The organism is Duganella fentianensis (assembly GCF_009857835.1).
GTDB lineage: Bacteria > Pseudomonadota > Gammaproteobacteria > Burkholderiales > Burkholderiaceae_D > Rugamonas > Rugamonas fentianensis.
Map to the genome: position 1 here is coordinate 202254 of NZ_WWCL01000004.1, position 20189 is coordinate 222442.

16 protein-coding genes and 1 other RNA gene are annotated in these 20189 nt (G+C 62.1%); 6 read left to right on the top strand and 11 right to left on the bottom strand.

Annotated features, from left to right (window positions below; translation table 11 throughout):
* Positions 1-36: 36 nt before the first annotated feature.
* The 10 genes from GTP23_RS18000 to GTP23_RS18045 form a co-directional block, all read right to left on the bottom strand.
* The gene (locus GTP23_RS18000; RefSeq protein ID WP_161036395.1) at positions 37-2448 is read right to left on the bottom strand and encodes a CPBP family intramembrane glutamic endopeptidase; all 2412 of its coding nucleotides are present in this window, start codon (positions 2446-2448) and stop codon (positions 37-39) included.
* Positions 2445-3182, bottom strand: a complete 738-nt coding sequence (locus GTP23_RS18005) for an ABC transporter ATP-binding protein (RefSeq protein ID WP_161036396.1) — start codon at positions 3180-3182, stop codon at positions 2445-2447. Before GTP23_RS18005 ends, GTP23_RS18000 begins: the two co-directional genes overlap by 4 nt.
* Positions 3183-3285: 103 nt before the next feature.
* Positions 3286-3966, bottom strand: a complete 681-nt coding sequence (lepB, locus tag GTP23_RS18010; RefSeq protein WP_161036397.1) for a signal peptidase I — start codon at positions 3964-3966, stop codon at positions 3286-3288.
* Between the two features lie 54 nt (positions 3967-4020).
* The gene (gene ggt, locus GTP23_RS18015; RefSeq protein WP_161036398.1) at positions 4021-5796 is read right to left on the bottom strand and encodes a gamma-glutamyltransferase; all 1776 of its coding nucleotides are present in this window, start codon (positions 5794-5796) and stop codon (positions 4021-4023) included.
* 15 nt (positions 5797-5811) lie between these two features.
* The gene (locus GTP23_RS18020) at positions 5812-6303 is read right to left on the bottom strand and encodes a hypothetical protein (RefSeq protein ID WP_161036399.1); all 492 of its coding nucleotides are present in this window, start codon (positions 6301-6303) and stop codon (positions 5812-5814) included.
* A 165-nt stretch (positions 6304-6468) separates the two neighbouring features.
* The gene (gene rpoH / locus GTP23_RS18025; protein ID WP_161036400.1) at positions 6469-7368 is read right to left on the bottom strand and encodes an RNA polymerase sigma factor RpoH; all 900 of its coding nucleotides are present in this window, start codon (positions 7366-7368) and stop codon (positions 6469-6471) included.
* Between the two features lie 294 nt (positions 7369-7662).
* A complete protein-coding gene (gene ftsX, locus GTP23_RS18030; protein ID WP_161036401.1) occupies positions 7663-8583 on the bottom strand; it encodes a permease-like cell division protein FtsX in 921 nt (306 codons plus the stop codon).
* Positions 8580-9236, bottom strand: coding sequence for a cell division ATP-binding protein FtsE (gene ftsE, locus GTP23_RS18035; RefSeq protein ID WP_155434344.1), 657 nt, complete (start codon positions 9234-9236; stop codon positions 8580-8582). Before ftsE ends, ftsX begins: the two co-directional genes overlap by 4 nt.
* 15 nt (positions 9237-9251) lie before the next feature.
* Positions 9252-10289, bottom strand: a complete 1038-nt coding sequence (gene ftsY, locus GTP23_RS18040; RefSeq protein WP_161036402.1) for a signal recognition particle-docking protein FtsY — start codon at positions 10287-10289, stop codon at positions 9252-9254.
* 102 nt (positions 10290-10391) lie between these two features.
* Positions 10392-11324, bottom strand: coding sequence for a MerR family transcriptional regulator (locus GTP23_RS18045; protein ID WP_161036403.1), 933 nt, complete (start codon positions 11322-11324; stop codon positions 10392-10394).
* 1034 nt (positions 11325-12358) lie between these two features.
* Here GTP23_RS18045 and GTP23_RS18050 point away from each other — a divergent pair.
* Both GTP23_RS18050 and GTP23_RS18055 read left to right on the top strand, forming a co-directional pair.
* Entirely contained in the window at positions 12359-13435 is a 1077-nt protein-coding gene (locus GTP23_RS18050; RefSeq protein ID WP_161036404.1) for a porin, read from the top strand.
* Between the two features lie 85 nt (positions 13436-13520).
* On the top strand, positions 13521-14117 hold the full coding sequence (locus GTP23_RS18055) for a hypothetical protein (RefSeq protein ID WP_229256162.1): 597 nt from the start codon (positions 13521-13523) through the stop codon (positions 14115-14117).
* A gap of 6 nt (positions 14118-14123) precedes the next feature.
* Here GTP23_RS18055 and GTP23_RS18060 read toward each other — a convergent pair whose 3' ends face one another.
* Positions 14124-15827, bottom strand: a complete 1704-nt coding sequence (locus tag GTP23_RS18060; RefSeq protein WP_161036405.1) for a thiamine pyrophosphate-binding protein — start codon at positions 15825-15827, stop codon at positions 14124-14126.
* A gap of 182 nt (positions 15828-16009) precedes the next feature.
* Here GTP23_RS18060 and rnpB point away from each other — a divergent pair.
* The 4 genes from rnpB to mraZ all read left to right on the top strand — a co-directional run bounded on the left by rnpB (position 16010) and on the right by mraZ (position 20185).
* Positions 16010-16376, top strand: an RNA gene (gene rnpB, locus GTP23_RS18065) — RNase P RNA component class A.
* 63 nt (positions 16377-16439) lie between these two features.
* Complete coding sequence (glpK, locus tag GTP23_RS18070) at positions 16440-17948, top strand: glycerol kinase GlpK (RefSeq protein WP_161036406.1); 1509 nt, start codon at positions 16440-16442, stop codon at positions 17946-17948.
* A gap of 31 nt (positions 17949-17979) precedes the next feature.
* The gene (locus GTP23_RS18075; protein WP_161036407.1) at positions 17980-19269 is read left to right on the top strand and encodes a glycosyltransferase; all 1290 of its coding nucleotides are present in this window, start codon (positions 17980-17982) and stop codon (positions 19267-19269) included.
* A gap of 487 nt (positions 19270-19756) precedes the next feature.
* Positions 19757-20185, top strand: a complete 429-nt coding sequence (gene mraZ, locus GTP23_RS18080) for a division/cell wall cluster transcriptional repressor MraZ (RefSeq protein ID WP_161036408.1) — start codon at positions 19757-19759, stop codon at positions 20183-20185.
* Positions 20186-20189: the final 4 nt, after the last annotated feature.

Genomic DNA, 20189 nt, shown 5'->3' on the forward strand with positions numbered 1-20189 from the left:
CCGCTGCGCCTGAGCACAGCGGCGTTTTTTTTGCACTTAGCCCAGTAGCAGGGCGCTTACGACGGCGGCGTTATACAGCGCATGCACCAGCATGGGGGCCAGCAAAGTCTGGCTGCGCTGGTAGGCCCATGCCGTGCACAGGCCCAGCACGAACACGGGCAGCATGGACAGGGGCGGATGCACCACGGCGAAGATGGCCGCGCTGACCAGTGCCGATAACAATGGCGTCAGGGTGCGGCGCAAACCACCGAAGATCAGGCCACGGAAAATGAATTCCTCGCACAGTGGTGCGGCCAGTACCGTCAGCCCTAGCAGCCAGTATTGCAGCGTAGGGCTGCCATCGACTTTCAGATGCAGCATGGGCGCGTAGTCGCTATGGCGGATTACGCTCTGGGCCAGCAGGCCGGCAGCGATGGCCAGCGCAGCGGCAGGTAGCACGGCTTGGAGCGTGGTGACTAGTTGAGTGCCGCGCAATATGGCCGGTACGCCGGCCGTCCGGGCACGCCAGTAGTACAGCCGCATCAGCACATAGACGAGGATGCCGGCGCTGATGAATCCCAGCGTGGTGGCACGCATATCGACTGTGCCCGGGTCGTCGGCGATGATGAGCACGGCCACGCCTTGCAGGATGAAGAAGGCGGTAGCGCCTATCAGGCCATCGGCCAGCGCCACCCGTGCCGGCGGGGCGGCAGCCGGATCGAGCAGATAGGGCATGGCGTCGCGCGCCTTCTGCCATAGCGCCAGCGCCATCGAGGTAATCAGTACCGTGACGATCAGCTTCTGCCACCAGAAGCTGGCCGTGATGGACCAGATGTAGAAGCTGGCCAGCAGCATGTAGAGATAGACAAAGGTAGGCTTTACCTTGTGGCGGGTATCCACCGCATGGGGATTGCAGGCAAACACGCCCAGCGCCACGGCCAGTATGGAGTAGATGGGGATGCCCACCAGCGCAGTCAGCAGTGGTATCAGCATGGACCATGTGTATGCCGTGCTGTAGTAGGCGCCGATGGCAAACACGGCCAGCGGATACAGCAGGCCCAGCACGGCCCACAGGCGGGCCTTCTGCTTGAGGATATCGTTGAGCGATTGCGGCATGGTGTACAGCAGCCACAATACCTGCCCTTCATTGTTGAGGGTCTGGAAGGCCGACAGCATCAGCACATAGGCGCCTATGCTGAAGGCGATAGCGGCCGTGGCGGCATGGTGCTGGCCCAGTTCGGCCAGACTATCGAGCTTGCCGTTGAAGATCAGCTGGCTGAACACGATCACCAGCGGCAGCACCAGTGTCTGCACGAGGAAGTTGCGGTCACGGCTGAGCAGGCGCAGTTCGCGCCGCTGTATGGGCGAGAGCAGCCGCTCCAGCCAGCCTGCCTGCTGGCTGCCGCTGTGCGGCGCTGCCTGTGCCATAGAGCGGACCGGCGTTTGCGCCGCACCGCCCACGGCGATGCGGCGTGCACTTTCGCGCGCACCGGAGCGCACCACGCCGTGGCGCAGCTGGTAGGACAGCAGGATCACACCGCCCCACAGCAGGACTATGCTTTGCAGGGCGAACAGGCAGAGGCTGGTGATCAGGGCGCTGCTGCCGGGCGCCTGCATGGCCTGCAGCAGCAGGCCGGGCGGCGTCCACATCAGCCACGCCGGACTGGCGCGCGCCCAGTCCATGATGAAGCTGCTCGCTTCCGGCATGCTGGTGGCGATGACCAGATACATCAGCGGTAAGCCCAGCAGGGAGATCAGCGCCTGCAGGTTGCGCAGCTGCGAAGCGGGCAAGGCCATGCGCAAGCCCGTGTCGGCCAGCGTCTGCACGATGGCCGATAGCGGCAGCAGGGCGATAGCAGCCAGCAGGGCCAGTGGCGCACTGGCCCAGCCTTTGCCGCCATACCAGGCGATCATGCCGTAGGCGGCGCCGAGCAGGAAGATGCCGATCAGGTTGGCAGCGCTGCGTTCGACCACGCGGCCCCACAGCAAGCTGGAGCGGCTGGCCGGCAGGGTGACCAGCCATTCCAGATCCCAGTCCGGCTGGGCCAGCTCCTTGCTACCCAGCGACAGCAGTACGCTGACCAGGAATAGTGCGCCCAGTTCCAGCGCGAGCGCGTGCTGCAGGGGCGGGGCGAAGCTGGCGGCTTTTTCCAGTTCGGCCGCAGCGATGCGGTTGCGCGCCGCGCCGCCGAGATCGGGCGAGCTGTGATGGCAGGCGCTGCTGCTGACCATATGGCACTGCAGATTGAGCACGATGTTGCTGGAGATGCTGAGCAGCGAGATGGCCATGGTCACGGCCACTAGCCCGCCCAGTATCCAGCTGGTGCTGCGCTTGCCGCCATTGCCATCGCGCGCGGCCTTGCGGCCGAAGCCGCGCAGCAGTGCATGCAGCAACAGGTTGCGCTGGCGCAGGCAGCGCATTCTGGTCATCAGCCAGATGGTCTGCAGCGCGGACAGGCGCGGCATCATGCGGCGTGGGCGCTGTCAGCGTCGGTGATCTTCAGGAATACTTCTTCCAGCGAGCCGCTGGCGGAAGCCTGGGCACGCACTTCGTCGAGTGTGCCAGTGGCCACCAGCTGGCCGTGGTGGATGATGCCGACGCGATCGCACAGCTTTTCCGCCATGTCCAGCAAATGGGTGGAAACGAAGATGGTCACGCCCCGTGCTGCGGCGGCCAGCAAGCGTTCCTGCACATCGCGCGAGGCGCGCGGATCAAGGCCGTTGATGGGTTCATCGAGTATCAGTACGGCCGGATCGTGGATCAGGGCGCAGGCCAGTCCCAGCCGTTTTTTCATGCCCAGCGAGTAGTTGACGGCATAGTCTTCAGCCGCTTCCTGCAGGCCGAATTCTTCAAGCAGACGGGCGCTGCGTGCGCGCGCTTCGGCGCGGCCATAACCGTGCATTTCGGCGACGAACTGGAGGATTTCGCGCCCGCGCAGATAGTCGTAAAACACCGGCGTATCGGGCAGATAGCCGACCCGCCGTTTGACTTCGGTGGCATCGGCATGGCAATCGAGCTGGTCTATCAGTACCCGTCCGCTGCTGGGCACCAGTATGCCCATCATCATGCGGATGGTGGTGGTCTTGCCGGCCCCGTTGGGACCGAGGAAACCGAACACTTCGCCGCGGCGTACTTGCAGCGAGAGGGGATGGACGGCGTGGAACTCGCCGTAGTTTTTGGCCAGTGCTTCGAATGCAATCATGCTGCCTCGCGCGCCGTACGCTGTTGGCGTATCCGGCAATGTTAAAAAGATGCTACGCATCATAGCATTGCCAGATGACGGCGGCGAGTGCCGGATTGCAGCCTTAATGGCTGGCGTACAAGCTCATGCCGAAGCGTTCCGTACGGGGTAGCCAGTTGCCCCGGATGTCAGCCGAAGCCAGCACCCGTTCGGCCCGGCCTATCAGCAGCGCACGCGGCACCATGCCGATGTAGCGCGAGTCGGCGCTGTTGTCGCGGTTATCGCCCAGCATCAGATACTGGCCGGCCGGCACCACCAGCGCCGCCATGTCGCGCTGGGCCCGCACTTGCGGCAGGAACTGGATGGTGTGCGGACGGCTGCCATCGATTTTCTCTGCCACCTGCAAGGCCTGCAGTGCACCGAGACCTTGAATATGTTCGGCGGCCTGTACCACGCCATCGTAGTCGGCCGCCTGACCGTTGATGATCAGCTGTTCGTTACGCATTTCCACCCGGTCGCCGGGCAGGGCAATCACGCGTTTGATCAATCGGGTGCCATCGGCTGGCGACGAGAACGTGACGATGTCGCCGCGCTGCGGTTCGCCGGTGTGACCCAGCACGATGTCGGTCAGCGGCAGCTTGACGTTGTAGGCCAGGCGGTTGACGAAGACCACATCGCCTTCCAGCAGATTGGGGTGCATGGAGGCGGACGGAATGGGATTCCAGTCGGCTACGGCGGTGCGGAATATCCCGAACAGCATCAGAAACAGTACAAAGCCTTTGTTGGCGCGCATCCAGTTTTTCATGACAACTCCCGAGTGGTGGAGTTGTCAGTGTGTTAGCTTTATCTTAAACGCGGCTTAGTGTGGGCTTTTCTGCACCATGGCGCTGCCGATGCCATGGCGCTTGCCTTCGCTGACGGCCGTCACCGTGCCATCGGGATTGAACACCAGCGCATTGGCCGCGCCGATTTCTTCCGGCTGGCCCCAGCGCTGGCCCAGCTTCTCCAGTGCCTGCGCTTGCGCCGTGCCGGTAAAGCCCGGCTCTACATCGGTGCTCATGCCGTTACGTTCGGACAGGCGCGGCGCATTCAGCGCATCGGCCATGCTCATGCCCAGATCGAGGTAGTTGACCATGGTTTGCAGCACGGTGGTGATGATGGTGGCGCCGCCGGGGCTGCCGATGGTGAAGGCCGGTTTGCCGTTGCGGAAAGCGATGGTGGGCGACATGCTGGAACGGGGACGTTTGCCTGCTTCCGGCACATTCGGTGCGGGACCGGAAAAATCGAAGTCCGTCATTTCGTTATTCAGCAGGAAGCCGTAGCCGGGCACCACGATGCCGCTGCCGCCCCACGACTCGATGGTGTAGGTGTAGGAAACGATGTTGCCTTCCTTGTCGGACACGGTCAGGTGGGTGGTGTGGGCGCCCTCGGCCAGCAGCTTGTTGCTGCGCGGGCGCAGCGGCACGCTGACATCGTTCTGGAACGGATACGGATCGCCGGCATCGGCATGGGGGCTGGCTTGCTGCGGGTTGATCAGCTCGCGGCGGCGTGCCGCGTATTCCTTGCTCAGCAGGCCGGCCACGGGCGCATCGACGTATTCGGGATCGGCCAGATAGGCATTGCGGTCGGCGAAGGCCAGCCGGCTCGCTTCCAGATACAGGTGCTCGGCCTGAGCCCGCGGCAGGGCTTTCAGGTCATAGCCTTCCAGAATATTCAGCGCTTCGGCGATGGCGATGCCGCCGCTGCTGGGCAGGGCCATGCCGTACACATCGTAACCGCGGTAGGTGCTATGGATGGGCTGGCGGATGCGCACTTCGTAATTGGCCAGATCGGCCATGCTCATATTACCGGCACGTACCTGCACACCGGGCGCCACGGGCGGCTGGTTGACGGCGGCCACCACGGCGCGGCCCAGCTTGCCTTCATAAAAAGTCCTGATGCCGCCGCTGGCCAGTTCGCGGTAAGCCTTGGCCAGATCGGGATTACGCAGCAGGGTGCCGGCCGGCAGGGCTTTGCCATCCTTCATGTAGAGCGCGGCCGTGGCAGGGAAGAGCTTGAACTTGTTGAGGTTCTCGTCGATCAGGTGGCTGAAGTTGGCATTCACGGTAAAGCCCTTGCTGGCCACACCGATAGCCGGTGCCAGCACCTGCGCAAACGACATGCTGCCATAGCGCTGCAGCGCTTCATGCCAGCCCCGTACCGTGCCCGGCACACCGACCGCCATGCCGCTGGCGATGGCCGTGTCGTAATCGAGTTCCTTGCCATCGGGCCGGAACACGGTAGGGCTGAAGCTGGCCGGTGCCGTTTCGCGGTGGTCGATGGTGATCACACGCTTATCCTTGGCCAGATAGATCACCATCAGGCCGCCCCCGCCTATGCCGCAGCTGAACGGGTCGGTCACGCCCAGCGTGGCCGCGGCCGCCACGGCAGCATCGATGGCATTGCCGCCCTTGTTGAGGATGGTTATCGCCGCTTGCGACGCCGGCTCGCTGATGGTGGCCACGGCGCCGCCCGTACCGGTTGCGACCGGGCTTTTGGCCCATGCCGCACCGGGTGCGCTAAAGCTGATGGTCAGGGTGGTGAGGAAAGTGGTGGAAACGACGAAGGACAGGGTGGACTGGCGGAGCTGGGTCATGGGCGCTTACTCGGGTTAGGATGAAGGTGCGTTGCTCACCCTTAAGCTTACCCGATAATTCGGCGTGATTTCATCTTTTGCCGGGGCCGCCTGCGGCTCCAGTCCCGTCAGCGTGATGGTCCAGCCCTGCTCCGTGATGCTGGGGCGGGCATTCGGCATATTGTCGGACAGCACAAACTGGCTGGTGCTGCCGTCCGTCCCCGTCAGTACAAAGCTGTAGCTGATATAGCCGGCCCAGACGCACACCATGCCTTTGCGGCAGCGGCTATCGTTGACGCGTTCCAGTTTCAGCTGGACGACCGGAGCGCCCTCGCTGGCGGCGTTGGGGCTGGCCATGCTGCCCAGCGCGATGCTGGCACCCTGGGTGAGCACCACCTCGCGGGTAATAGGCAGGGGCGGGGGCGTGCCAGCGGCACGCCCGAGCTGGCCGCTACAGGCGTACAACAGGGCCATGCAGGCCGTCAGCAGGGGCAGGATGACGAGCTGCCGGAGTATGCTGGATTTCATGGGAATACCTCAAAACCTCGAACGCAAGCCATCATGCGGCGCGACACATGATCAGCTTAACAAAAACACCATAGACGGGGCGCACGCTACGCCTGAGCGTAGCGTGCCACCAAAAAAAACAGCCGCGCGGGGGAACCGGCGGCTGTTCGGTGGTGCGGAACTGGCTTACACGTAATCGGCCAGTGCACCTTTCATTTTCTTCAGCGCCGCTACTTCGATCTGGCGGATCCGCTCGGCGGACACGCCGAACTCGTCGGCCAGCGCATGCAGGGTGGCGCCACTGCCATCATCGTTGGCCAGCCAGCGTGCTTCGACGATGCGGCGCGAGCGGGGATCGAGCTTGGCCAGTGCCTGTTCCAGCCCTTCGGAATGCAAACGGGTGACCTGTTCCGCTTCCAGCACGCGGGTCGGTTCGCTGGCTTCCGAGGACAGGTAGGCGATAGGCGCGAACTTGTCGTCTTCGTCGTCGCTCGGCGATTCCAGCGCGATATCGCGGCCGCTCAGACGGGTTTCCATCTCGATCACTTCTTCGCGCTTCACATCCAGCGTCTGTGCCAGCTGGTCGATCTGGGCCGGGCTCATGGCATCGAGCCCCGTTTTGTGGCTGCGCAGATTGAAGAACAGCTTGCGCTGGGCCTTGGTGGTGGCCACTTTGACCAGACGCCAGTTCTTCAGGATGTACTCATGCATCTCGGCTTTAATCCAGTGCATGGCATATGACACCAGACGCACGCCCTGATCGGGGTCGAAGCGTTTGACGGCCTTCATCAGACCGATATTGCCTTCCTGAATCAGGTCAGCGTGCGGCAGGCCGTAGCCCAGATAGCCGCGGGCGATGGACACCACCAGACGCAGGTGCGACAGCACCAGCTCCTGTGCGGCGGCCAGATCATTGTGTTCTTTCAGACGCTTGGCGAGCGAGGTTTCCTCGTCATGGCTCAGCATCGGCAGACGGTTGACGGCCGAAATGTAGGCATCGATATTGCCTAGATTACCAGTGAATCCCAGTCCCAAGGCGCGATTGGTGACCGGTACCAGAGCAGTCGGTGCGGACATCGTAGTCATATTCATTCCTTAGTGGTGAGTGCGTCTTAGCTATGTATTCGTATTGCTTGGTTGCTGTAGAGAACTCATTTTGCCCTACAGTCGATATATATTAGCACTCTCTGCCGTTGAGTGCCAATCACTGCCAATTTATCGCATTGATAGCAAAAAAGCTATAGTAAAAATCAATGGCAGCCTCTGGTGCAGGGAAGAGAATGCGCGCCGGATCTTAGGCCGGACTTAATACGGGACAGGGTAGGAGCGGAAGGGGAGAGCGTCCGTGCGGGGCCGCACGGACGCGAGCGCAAGCAGCGCCTAGTTCATGCGCGACAGGTGGCGCTGTACGGACAGCATGGCACCCAGCAGGCCCAGGCCGGCCGACAGGGCCAGCAGGCCCGCCATGGCCAGCGGCGGCAGCGGGGTCAGCTGGAATTCCGAAGCATACAGGCGGGCAAATTCGGCGATGGCCTGATTCAGCGGGTGCAGCGCCAGTGCCACGGCGCCCAGCGCCACAGCGCCGGCGCACAGGCCGAGCAGGGCGCCCGTGTAGAAGAAGGGGCGGTGGATGAAATTATCGGTAGCGCCGATCAGCTTGCAGACGAGGATTTCTTCGCGCTGGGTCAGCACCTGCAGGCGTATGGTATTGAAGATCACGGCCACGACGACCGTGCCCAGCGTGGCGGCCAGGATCAGCAGGGCCAGCCGCAGCACATTGATCAGCGCTGCCAGCCGTTTGACCCAGGCCGAATCGACCTGCACGGATTCGACCCCGGGCAGGCTGCGGAGCTGTTCGGCCAGCTGGTCCACATCGCCGCCGGCCTGCGCGTTGCGGAAGGCATCGATCTTGATGACATAGCTATCGGGCAGGGGGTTCTCGCCCAGCGTGGTCAGCACATCGGCCAGACCGTTCTTGTCGCGCAGCTGGTCGAGCGCCTTTTCGCGCGGAGTGAAGATGATCTTGGCCTGCTTGTCCTTGACGGCCTGACGCAGCGAGGAGGCCAGTGCCTGAGCCTGTTCGCGCGGGGTATCCTGACGCAGGAACACGCTCACTTCGGGATCGACCGATAGCTGTTCCGACATGGGGCGTACATTATCGAGCAGGGTGACGCCGGCAAACGGCAGGGCCAGCGCGATCGCGACGACGAGGATGTTGAACAGGAAACCACCGGGCGAACGGCGCAGGTGGACCAGCGCCGCACCCAGCGCATAACGGTGTTGGCGTAACCAGTTGGTCATGCTGCGCCCTCCAGTTGGCCGTGGTTGAGGTGGATGACGCGGGCGGCGGCATCGAGCATCTGCTCGTCGTGGCTGGAAATAATGCAGGTCACGCCGACGGAATTGAAGGCTTTCAGCGCATCAAGCACGCGGTTGGCGCTGGCGCGGTCCAGATTGGCCGTGGGTTCGTCGGCCAGTATCAGCTGGGGACGGTTGACGATGGCGCGCGCGATCGAGACGCGCTGCTGCTCGCCGCCCGACAGCGACAGGGGCTGGGCATCGGCCCGTTCGTCCAGTCCGACTTTTTCCAGCGCGGCGCGGGCGCGGGTTTCTGCTTCCTTGTGCGAGGCGCCGGCCACCAGCAGGGGCAGCATCACATTGGCCAGAATGCTGCGGTCCGTCAGCAGGCGCTGCTGCTGGAAGATCAGGCCCAGATTGCGCCGCAGCGAAGGAATCGCGGCCGGGCGGATGCGTGAAATATCGGTGCCGTTGATCAGCACCTGACCGCTGCTGGGGCGTTCGATGGCGGCGATCATTTTCAGCAGGGTGGACTTGCCGGCGCCGGATGGGCCGGCCAGAAACACCAGCTCGCCCTTGGCCACCGTGAAAGACACGTCGTGCAGGGCGTAAGTATCAGTGGAATATTGTTTGGAAACGTTGCGGAATTCGATCATGGAACGGTTATCCGGTCATTCACCCAGTAAAGCATCGACAAATTCGGCCGCCACGAAGGGCTGCAGATCCTCTATCTTCTCGCCTATGCCGATGAAGTAGACCGGCACAGGACGTACGCGCGCGATCGCCGCCAGCACGCCGCCTTTGGCCGTGCCGTCCAGCTTGGTAATGATCAGCCCCGTCAGATGCAGCGCATCGTCGAAAGCTTTCACTTGCGCTAGCGCATTCTGCCCCGTATTCCCGTCGATCACCAGCAGGGTCTCATGGGGCGCACCTTCCATGCCCTTGCCCAGCACGCGCTGGACTTTCTTCAGTTCTTCCATCAGGTGCAGCTGGGTCGGCAGGCGGCCCGCCGTATCGACCATTACCACATCGTGGCCACGGGCTTTGCCGGACTGCACCGCGTCGAAGGCCACGGCCGCCGGATCGCCGGAAGCTTGCGAAATCACGGTGATGTTGTTGCGCTGGCCCCAGACCATCAGCTGCTCGCGTGCGGCGGCGCGGAAGGTGTCGCCGGCAGCCAGCAGCACCGACTGGTTGTGGGTCTGCATGTGCTTGGCCAGCTTGCCGATGGTGGTGGTCTTGCCGGCGCCGTTGACGCCGGCAATCATCATCACCATGGGCTGGTGGCGTCCCAGTTCGAACGGGCGCTGCAGCGGTAGCAGCAGTTCCACCAGCAGCTGTTTCAGCGCCGCTTTCACGGCGGCCGCATCGAGCAGCTTGTCCTGCTTGACCTTCTGCTTGAGTGCGTCGAGCAGATAGGTGGTCGCTTCCACGCCGGCATCGGACATCAGCAGGGCCGCTTCCAGCTCGTCGTACAGGTCGTCATCGATCTTGGCGCCGACAAACAGGATGGACAGATTGGACGAAGTTTTGGACAGGCCCGCTTTCAGGCGCGCCATCCACGACTGGCGTGGTGCAGGCTCTTCCACCAGCAGCGGTGCGGCTGCGGCCGGGGCGGGAACGGATGGGGCTGGTACAGCAGTAGCTGCAGCAGCGGGAGTAATCGCCTCGGGCGGCGTGACGGGTTTTTTCTTGAAGAAACTAAACATGGGCAGGTGGTTACGGGCGCTTCAAGCGGAGGCTGGCTGGGCCAGCCACTAGGAAACGCCTATTCTACCAGAGCCCCGTAGCGATTCCGCCCGGCGTTTGGGCTAGCGCGGGTGGCGCTGGCGCCAGTCGGCAATGGCGCTCTGCAGTTCATTGAGTGCAAACACGCGCACATAGGGCGGGCGGCGGCGTTTCAGGGCGACATTGCTGCCACCGGCCCACAGCTCGGCATGGCCGCCCAGGCGGGTGTGCAGCTCGGCCAGACCGTCGAGCGCCTGACGGGCGTTCATGGCAACCGAGAATGACAGGGCAATGATGTCGACACGCTGGGCCTGTGCGGCTTCGACGATGTCGATCAGCGGGGTCTGTACGCCCAGCGAGATGCAGTGGGCGCTTTCAGCCACGCACATGGCTTCCGCCATCAGCAGGCCCAGCCCGTGGCGTTCCTGCGGCAGCGTGGTCAGCATGATGCGCGGCGCGCCATGGCTGTTGCCGTTGGCCTGAGGCATGGCAAAGATGGCGCTGCGCATCACTACCGTCAGCGATTCCGTGTACAGATGTTCTTCGAAGGTGGCGAGGATGCCGCTGGCCCAGGCTTCGCCTACCAGCGCGGTGAGCGGGGCAACCAGATCGATCACAAAGCTTTTCAGCCCCATCATCAGCAGCGCCTGCGACAGCTTGCGCCGCAGTGCTTCCATCTGGTGGCTCTTGCACAGATCTATATAACCCTGCAGTTCGGGTGGCGCCACACTGGTGGCTTTGACGCTGGTAGCCTGTCCCGTCAGGGCGCGCAGTTCGTCGGCACTGTGCTGGATGATTTTGCTGGGGCGGTAGCCGAGATCGATCAGCCGCTTCACCAGACGCAGCTTCTGCACCTGATCCTGCGGGTAGATACGTTCGCCATTCGGATCGCGCAGTGGCTGAGGGAAGGCGTAACGGCGTTCCCATACACGCAAAGTCTCCTTGGCAACGCCGGTGTCGCGTTCCACGTCACTAATCGTGCTCAGTGCAAGTGGTGTATTTTCTTTATTAGTCATCAGGCTACAGCGGCCACTTTTTTCGATGGCCGCAAGGGTTGGCACAGGGTCCGGGTGCACAACGCGCAGAGTCACGCCGGATAACGCGACCTGCATTCTACATTCGATTTATGAACGCAAGTATGGCACGCGGCTCACCGCTTGTCTGTTCGCACATACAGAAAACAGCTTGTCCACGACATGCTTGAGACAGTCCTGATGAATCATCTGATTCTGCCAGTTGCGGAAATTTTGTCATAGACAAAATATTTTTCTCAGGAAAGTTTACCTACAGACTGATAACTGTTGTTTTTAGTTCTTACTTTCTTAATGAAACTTACTTATATCTACACATTTTGCTGATTTGCGCAATATTTACGAGTGCTTATGTTGCGCGGATGTGACAAGTAGCAATTACTTACAAATTGCTGATGCGACGCAGCAGTTGGTGGTCCGGGCTGAATTTCATTCAGTGATATAACGGTTTTTCATGAATATAGTTGGTATTGCACCATATTTCTCCGTTGAAATCGCCGAATTTTCTGCGGAGTTGTAAGCTAATTACCAATTAGTTGAGGTCGTTGCCAGCAGACTCCGGTATAAAATGTCATGGTTAATAGCAAATGTAGCTATTTTCACTTGGTCCGACAACGAGGTCCGAACCGCGAGGGGAGGACAGTTTGCAAGGAAGAAATCGGGCGGAGAAACCGGGCTAGTTGGCTCTATGGGCAGGAAATATTGCGATGCGGTAAAATGCTGGCGTTTTGAAATTCTGCCAAGAGTAACAAACGGCAATTTTGCCCTTGTGACTCTTGATAGACAAGCAAAGCATCAGTATAGTGCCGCCTCCGGCGCGCAAGCGCGCTGCGATAAAGCCAGCGGCGACCGTATCGGCCGCATTTAAGTGAACGCGTCACGTACCCCGCGACGCAAAGTGGCAGCTGGGGAGTTTGCCCTCACAAATACACGGCGCCTCATGTGGCGTCGATAAGCACCGAACATGCCGTAATACTAGCTTTACCTATTTACAGCAACACAACTGAAGGAAACACGTTATGAAAAAATCCCTTATCGCCTTGGCCGTTCTGAGCGCAACCAGCGCTGCAGCCTTCGCCCAATCGAACGTCACCATCTACGGTATCGTTGATGCCGGTCTGGTGAGCGAGCGCGGCGGCGTAGCCAACACCACCAAAGTTTCCAGCGGCGTAGGCGCAGCCTCCCGTCTGGGCTTCAAAGGTACGGAAGATCTGGGCGGTGGTCTGAGCGCTGTCTTCGTGCTGGAATCGGGCATCAAAGCTGACACCGGCGAATCCGACGTTGCTGGTTCGATCGCTAACCGTCAATCCTACGTTGGTCTGAAATCGACCACCGCTGGTACCCTGACCCTGGGTCGTCAGTACACCCCTTACTACGAGTCCGTACGTGACGTAGCTGATCCATTCGCAATGGGCTACGCTGGTACCGCTAAAAACCTGTTCGGCGTGGCTGGCAACAACACCCGTAACAGCAACGCCATCGTTTACCAGACCCCAGTGGTTGAAGGTTTCGTCGGCGAAGTGTCGTACAGCGTTGGCGAGCAAGCTGGCGATGCATCGGCTCAGCGTCAAATCGGCGGCTACGTTGGCTACGCTAACGGTCCTCTGAACGTGCGCGTTGCTTACAACGCCCGTAACAACGACCTGCCAGCATCGAAACTGAGCACCGACGTTGGTCACAACACCCTGATCGCTGCTAACTACGACTTCGCCGTGGTAAAAGCTTACGCTGCCTTCAGCAAAGACAAGGGCACCAACAGCTCGGCTCTGGGTAACACCAGCAACCCATTCGGCTACACCGTTGCTCCAGTGGCCTCGAAAGACAGCACCGTTGCTCTGATCGGTCTGACCGCACCAGTCGGCCCAGCAGGCACCGTGATGGCTTCGTACACCCGTAAGAACGACAAAGAAGTAGCGAACCACGACGCTGACCAGTGGGCAGTGGGTTACTCCTACGCTCTGTCGAAACGCACCAGCACCTACGTTTCGTACGCTAAGATCCACAACAAAAACGGCGCTAGCTACACCGTTGGTAACAACGCTGAAGCCGGTACCGGTGACAAAGCCTTCAACGTGGGCGTACGTCACTCGTTCTAATCTGATCTGATCAGGTAGAATCATCAACGGCTGCCTCGTGCAGCCGTTGTTCATTTCTGCGCCCGATTTCGGATCACCTTCATTTTTGTCGAAAGTCCACACCATGCTGCTGTCGCGCCGCGCCCTCATCGCCAGTTCTCTGCTACTGGCGTCGTTTGCCGTACTGGCGGCGCCCAAGCTGGCGCGCAAACCGGCCGCGCAGATATTGCCGCGCTACGGCATGCTGGTGTTTTCCGATCTGTGCATCAGTCCCGAGAACGGCGAATTCGGCGGCCAGCGCATCACCCTGCAGCGCTTCGCCGAAGTCGATACGGTGCTGTACGAATACACGGCCGGTGGCCTGAGCTGGCCTGTGGTGGCCAGTGAAGTGGTGATCGATCCGCGCGGCCGCCAGTTCTATTTCACGGTGCAGCCGCCTGACGAGGAAGAGCGCACCATACGCGGCACGCTCAGTGATGACGGCAAGGCGCTGGTGCTCGATGGTAGTTACTGCAATGACCCCAAAGTGCCCATGAAGCTGGCGCGGGTGACGGATTTCGGCCGTGCGGCGGGCACTTGCCGCGTCTGTCCGGCGCCGAAAAATCCGCCGCCGGCCGAAACGGAACCGGCGCCGCCGCAGCCATCAGTGCAACCGCAGCCCTTGCAGAAAATCGAGGCTGGCCGCACGACCGCCAGCCTCTAGACAGGCTTATTTGGCGGCCCTGGCTTTCAGGGCGTTGCTGCGGATGGTCTCCAGCGTGGCGCCCGGCGTGATCAGGTTGCCGTCGTAGCGCAGTTCGATCACTGCCGGCAGGTTCTGGCTGCGCGCGAAGGCCAGCGAACGTTCCAGCGCGGGCGCAAACGCTGCCGTTGTTTCCACCACTTCACCATGGCCGCCATAGGCCGCAGCCAGTGCGGCAAAGTCGGGATTGTGCAGCTGGGTGCCCGAGACGCGGCCCGGATAGTGCAGCTCCTGATGCATGCGGATGGTGCCGAACATACCGTTGTTGAACACGATGATGACCACGCCGGCGCGGTATTGCACGGCCGTGGCCAGTTCCTGGCCGTTCATCATGTACTCGCCGTCGCCGGCAAACGTAATCACGGTGCGATCTGGATCAATTATTTTGGCGGCCACACCGGCCGGTACGCTATAGCCCATGGCGCCGCTAGTCGGTGCCAGCTGGGTGCGCATGCCGCCATAGCGGTGGAAGCGGTGCGCCCAGGTGGCGTAGTTGCCGGCACCGTTGGTGATGATGGTATCGGCCGGGGTGAGCTGGTCCAGCTGCTGCACCAGCTGCCATAGATCAAGTGGCGCTTTACCATCCTGGAAGATGGGCGGCTGCTGCTGCCATGCTGCCAGATCGGCTTTGGCGGCGGCCACGCTGTCGCGCCATGCGCTGCTGTCGACGGGCGCCATGGCAGCCAGCATGCTGGCCATCTGCGGCATGCCGCTATTGATCATCAACTGGGCCTGATACACGCTGCCCAGTTCTTCTGCGTCGGCGTGCACATGCACCAGCTGCTGGCGCGGTACGGGTGCTTCGATCAGGCTGTAGCCGCCCGTGGTCATTTCACCGAGACGGGGACCGATGGCGATCAGCACATCGGCTTCGCGCACACGCGCCGCCAGTTTCGGGTTGATGCCGATGCCGACATCGCCCACATAATTAGGATGGGCGTTGTCGAGCAGGTCCTGGAAGCGGAAGGCGCAGGCCACCGGCAGCTGGTTGGCTTCGGCGAAGCGCTGCAGATCGGCGCAGGCGGCTGCATTCCAGCCGCCGCCGCCGAGCAGTACCAGCGGTTTCTTGGCGCCGGCCAGCAGGCCGCGCAACTGTTCGATCTGGCTGGCCGCAGGCGCGGCTTGCACCGGCTGGTAGCAGCGCGTGTCGACCACGCTGGCCATGGAGGTCAGCATGTCTTCCGGCAGGGCCAGCACCACCGGGCCGGGCCGGCCGCTGGTGGCGATCTGGAACGCGCGGGCGATGTATTCGGGCACGCGGTCGGCACGGTCGATCTGGGCTACCCATTTGGCCATCTGGCCATACATGCGGCGGTAGTCGATTTCCTGGAAGGCTTCGCGGTCGACGAAGTCATTGCCTACCTGGCCGATGAACAGAATCATCGGGCTGGAATCCTGAAACGCCGTGTGCACGCCTATCGAGGCATTGGTGGCGCCGGGGCCGCGCGTGACGAAACAGATGCCGGGCTTGCCCGTCATCTTGCCGTAGGCGTCGGCCATGAAGGCGGCGCCGCCTTCCTGCCGGTTGATAATGAAGCGGATGCCGGAGTCGTGCAGGGCATCGAGTACGTCCAGATAGCTTTCGCCGGGTACGCCGAAAGCCATGTCTACGCCGTGGATCTTCAGGGCATCGACCAGAATCTGGCCGCCGGTACGGGATGGTAGGGTCATTTCTTGCCTTATTGATCTTGTGAGGTGAAGGGTCTGGTGCGCCAGACGGGTGTCAGGATGTCAGCCATTCTACGGTGCAGCCCGAGGCGCGGCTTTTCTAATGGCGACACCAAATTTCAGATTTCTGGCACGCGCAGGGCGTGGCTGGTGTGGGCTGGCGGGCAACTGGTACAATAGCGCCCGAAGCAAGCCAGACAGCCGCTGGTCAGCGCGTAATGCCTGACGGGAGGAAGGTCCGGACTCCATAGAGCGGGGTGACGGTTAACGGCCGTCCGTTGAAAGCCTGCTGTGCCGTACCGGTACTTGTACTGGTGCGGTGCAGGGGTATAAGGCGAGGAATAGGGCCACAGAGACGAGCGTATTAAGTTACGGTGAAACGCGGTAACCTCCACCTGGTGCAATTCCAAATAGGCACGCGATGATGTGGCTCGCGGAGCGTGCGGGTAGGAAGCTTGAGCGCCGGAGTAATCCGGCGCCTAGAGGAATGGCTGTCATAGCGCAGGTTCGCCTGTGCCGTAACAAAATCCGGCCTATCGGCTTGCTTCAACTAATTTACAGTGCGCGGCTGGAGCGCCGACGGCGTGCAGCACGACGCCTACGGGGACGATGCCGATGAAACACTACATACTGGCCCTCGATCAGGGCACGACCAGCTCGCGCGCGATTCTGTTCGATCGCGCCGGGCAGATCTGCGCCAGCGCCGCGCAGGAATTTCCCCAGCATTTCCCTCAGTCCGGCTGGGTGGAACACGACCCCAACGAAATCTGGAATAGCCAGCTGACGGTAGCGCGCAAAGTGCTGCACGAGCATGGCGTGAGCGGCGCGCAGATCGCTGCCATCGGCATCGCCAACCAGCGCGAGACTACGCTGGTGTGGGACCGCAAGAGCGGCGAACCGATCGCCCCTGCCATCGTCTGGCAGGACCGCCGTACGGCTGACCTGTGCCAGCAACTGCGCGCTGAAGGCAAAGCCAAGCTGATCGCCGATGCGTCGGGGCTGGAACTGGATGCCTATTTTTCCGCCACCAAGCTGAAATGGCTGCTCGACCACGTGCCCGGCGCACGCGAGCGGGCCAGACGCGGTGCACTGGCCTTCGGCACGATCGATAGCTGGCTCACTTATAAGCTGACCGGCCAGCACGTGACGGACGTCAGCAATGCCTCGCGCACCATGCTGTTCAACATACACCTGATGCGCTGGGACAGCGATCTGCTGCACCTGTTCGATATTCCCGAGGAATTGCTGCCGCAAGTGGTGTCGTCCAGCGAGGAAGTGGGGACCACCCATGCCGCCCTGTTTGGCGCCGAGATTCCCGTGGCCGGCATCGCCGGCGACCAGCAGGCCGCCACCTTCGGTCAGGCCTGTATGACCCCCGGCATGGTGAAAAACACTTATGGCACGGGCTGTTTCATGCTGATGCATCTGGGCCGTCATCCGGTGGCTTCGCACAACCGTCTGCTGACCACGGTAGGCTGGCGCGTCGATGGTGCCACCGACTATCTGCTGGAGGGCAGTGTATTCATGGGCGGCGCTACCGTGCAGTGGCTGCGCGACGGGCTGGGCATCATCAGCCAGTCGTCCGAAGTAGAAGCGCTGGCGGCCAGCGTGCCCGATAGTGGCGGTGTGTATATGGTGCCGGCCTTCGTCGGCCTCGGTGCGCCGCACTGGGACCCGTATGCGCGCGGCACGCTGGTGGGCCTGAGCCGCGGCAGCAACCGTGGCCACATCGCGCGCGCCGCGCTGGAAGCGATTGCCTACCAGAGTGCCGAACTGATGGCCGCGATGCAGAAAGATGTGGCGGCCGCGCACCGGCAGATACCGCTGACGGAGGTGCGGGCCGATGGCGGCGCCGCCTGCAACAATATGCTGATGCAGTTCCAGGCCGACCTGCTCGGCGTGCCCGTGATCCGGCCCACCGTAACGGAAACCACGGCGCTCGGTGCCGCCTATCTGGCCGGACTGGCCGTGGGCTACTGGGAGACGCAGGAGGAAATCCGCGCCCAGTGGCGCTGCGAACGGCGCTTCGAGCCGGCCATGCCGGAACAGCGCCGGCTGGAACTGATGGGTCAGTGGCAGCGCGCCGTCGAACGTTCGCGCGGCTGGGAACTGCCCGCCGATTAAGCCGCCATCTCAACTTTCGAGAGCCTAGCGTATGCCGACTCCTAGCCCCTTCGATGTAGCACAGCCTCTGGTAATCGTGGCCGCGAGCGGCACGGGCGGCGATATGTATCCGTTTATCGCGCTGGGCCGGGCCTTGCAGCAGCGCGGCCATCAGGTGCTGATGCTGGCGCCGGCCTTCCACGCCGCGCTGGTGACCGAAGCGGGCCTGCCTTGCCAGAGTTTTTCCACTCCGGCCGCCTTCCAGAGCATGCTGGACGATCCGGCCCTGTGGGACGAGCGGCGCGGCTGGGGCGTGATCTGGAACGGGCTGGTGCCGTATCTGGATGCCATGCGCGAGCTGCTGCGCCAGCTGCCGGCGCAGCAGGAATGCGTGGTGCTCAGCCACCCCATACTGGTGCCGATGGCGGCCATCGCCCGTACCGTGCGGCCCGATCTGCGCATTGTCAGCGCCTATCTGGCGCCGTCCAATCTGTGCAGCAGCCATGACATGCTGTGCGCCGGTTCGCTGCCCGTGCCGCGCTGGGTGCCGCTGGGCTGGCGCCAGGCGCTGTGGCGCATGATCCACCAGCACATGATAGATCCCGTCATGCTGCCCGGCCTGAATGCACGCCGCAGCCAGTACGGCATGGTGCCCGTGCCGCACTTCTTCGAGCATATGTTCAATGCGCCCGACGCTTCGCTAGGCCTGTTCCCCGAATGGTATGCCGCGCCCCAGCCGGACTGGCCGCAGCCCTTCAGCTCTGCCAGTTTCGTACTGGCCGATGCCGCTCCTGCGGCGGCGCTGGCGCCGGAACTGGCACAGTTTCTGGCCGCCGGCGATGCGCCTGTACTATTCACCGCGGGCACGGGCCACCAGCACGCGGCCGAGTATTTCGCCGCGGCTTTGCAGGCCTTGCAGCGGCTGGGCCGGCGCGGCCTGCTGGTGACGCCGCACCGGGCCCAGTTACCGGCCCGGTTGCCGGCCAACGTGATGTGGGTGGCGCAAGCGCCGTTCAGCGCGCTGCTGCCACAGGTGGCGGCCATCGTCCACCATGGCGGCATCGGTACGCTGGCCGAGGCGCTGCGCAGCGCCACGCCGCAGCTGATCGTGCCGTTTGCCTACGACCAGTTCGATAACGGCCTGCGCGCGCGCCAGCTGGGCGTGGCGCAGGTGCTGCTGGCCAAGCGCCTGTCGGCGCGGGGACTGCAGCAGCGCCTGCAAGCTCTGCTGGAAAGTCCGGCAGTGGCCGAAGCTTGCCGCCGCCATGCCCGTGCCCTGAAGTCGGCAGGCGGCATGGCCGTGATTCTGGCGCAGGTGGAAGGCGCGCTGTTTGCCCGCTAGCGCTGGCCGGGCCAGGGGCTGTGTCCTCTGCCTGTTATAATGGCGCCACTGTCACCACTGCCGCACTTGCTGCGATCTTCCTGCTAATCCCCGCCTAAAGTCTCCATCACCCAGCCTCAGTGTTGCCGATTTGGCACCGCGATGTTGTCGCGCTGCAACTATGTGCAATTAATTCAGCATAGCAAATTCGCCAGAAACCCATGTGCATACGTGAAGTAGCACTTTCACTGTCCGGCATAAGTACTTAATTTGGCTGATTATTTTATTTCTATCCGGCTTCAACGAATTGCGCTAAGTCCTTAATTTCATTACTAAAATCGGTGTTTCGATTGCCTGAAACCGCTTGACCACGGATCAGCCATCCTCTAAAGTGGGCACATGTGTGGAAAAGTGTCATTTTGTGGGAAATTTCACCCGACTTAGCGGCGGGGGAGATGGAACCAAAAACAGCACTGACCACGCGCCGCTAACCCAAGTGAGGTATTCCGTGTTTCAAGGTGCGTCTGCAATCAATCTCGATGCGAAAGGCAGGATGGCTATCCCTGCCAAGTATCGTGACGCGCTTGCGATCCAGTGCGAAGGCCGCCTCACGCTCACCCGTCACCCCGATGGCTGCGTCATGTTATTCCCCCGTCCCGTGTGGGAACAGCACCGTCAGCAGATTGCCGCCTGGCCTATGCAGGCCCGCGCATGGCAGCGCATCTTCCTCGGTTATGCCACCGACGTCGAACTCGACACGGCCGGCCGCATTCTGGTTTCGCCGGAACTGCGCGCGGCTGTCGGCATCGACCGCGAAGTGATGATGATGGGTATGGGTTCTCATTTCGAAATCTGGGATGCCGCCAAGATGGCCGAGAAAGAGCAGCAGGCTCTGGAAGCTGGCACCCCGGATGTACTGGCTAATTTCTCTTTCTAAGGCA

Coding starts and splice junctions, on each gene's coding strand:
- GTP23_RS18000 (WP_161036395.1), bottom strand. CDS start 2,448: ATGATGCCGCGCCTGTCCGCGCTGCAGACCATCTGGCTGATGACCAGA.
- GTP23_RS18005 (WP_161036396.1), bottom strand. CDS start 3,182: ATGATTGCATTCGAAGCACTGGCCAAAAACTACGGCGAGTTCCACGCC.
- lepB (WP_161036397.1), bottom strand. CDS start 3,966: ATGAAAAACTGGATGCGCGCCAACAAAGGCTTTGTACTGTTTCTGATG.
- ggt (WP_161036398.1), bottom strand. CDS start 5,796: ATGACCCAGCTCCGCCAGTCCACCCTGTCCTTCGTCGTTTCCACCACT.
- GTP23_RS18020 (WP_161036399.1), bottom strand. CDS start 6,303: ATGAAATCCAGCATACTCCGGCAGCTCGTCATCCTGCCCCTGCTGACG.
- rpoH (WP_161036400.1), bottom strand. CDS start 7,368: ATGACTACGATGTCCGCACCGACTGCTCTGGTACCGGTCACCAATCGC.
- ftsX (WP_161036401.1), bottom strand. CDS start 8,583: ATGACCAACTGGTTACGCCAACACCGTTATGCGCTGGGTGCGGCGCTG.
- ftsE (WP_155434344.1), bottom strand. CDS start 9,236: ATGATCGAATTCCGCAACGTTTCCAAACAATATTCCACTGATACTTAC.
- ftsY (WP_161036402.1), bottom strand. CDS start 10,289: ATGTTTAGTTTCTTCAAGAAAAAACCCGTCACGCCGCCCGAGGCGATT.
- GTP23_RS18045 (WP_161036403.1), bottom strand. CDS start 11,324: ATGACTAATAAAGAAAATACACCACTTGCACTGAGCACGATTAGTGAC.
- GTP23_RS18050 (WP_161036404.1), top strand. CDS start 12,359: ATGAAAAAATCCCTTATCGCCTTGGCCGTTCTGAGCGCAACCAGCGCT.
- GTP23_RS18060 (WP_161036405.1), bottom strand. CDS start 15,827: ATGACCCTACCATCCCGTACCGGCGGCCAGATTCTGGTCGATGCCCTG.
- glpK (WP_161036406.1), top strand. CDS start 16,440: ATGAAACACTACATACTGGCCCTCGATCAGGGCACGACCAGCTCGCGC.
- GTP23_RS18075 (WP_161036407.1), top strand. CDS start 17,980: ATGCCGACTCCTAGCCCCTTCGATGTAGCACAGCCTCTGGTAATCGTG.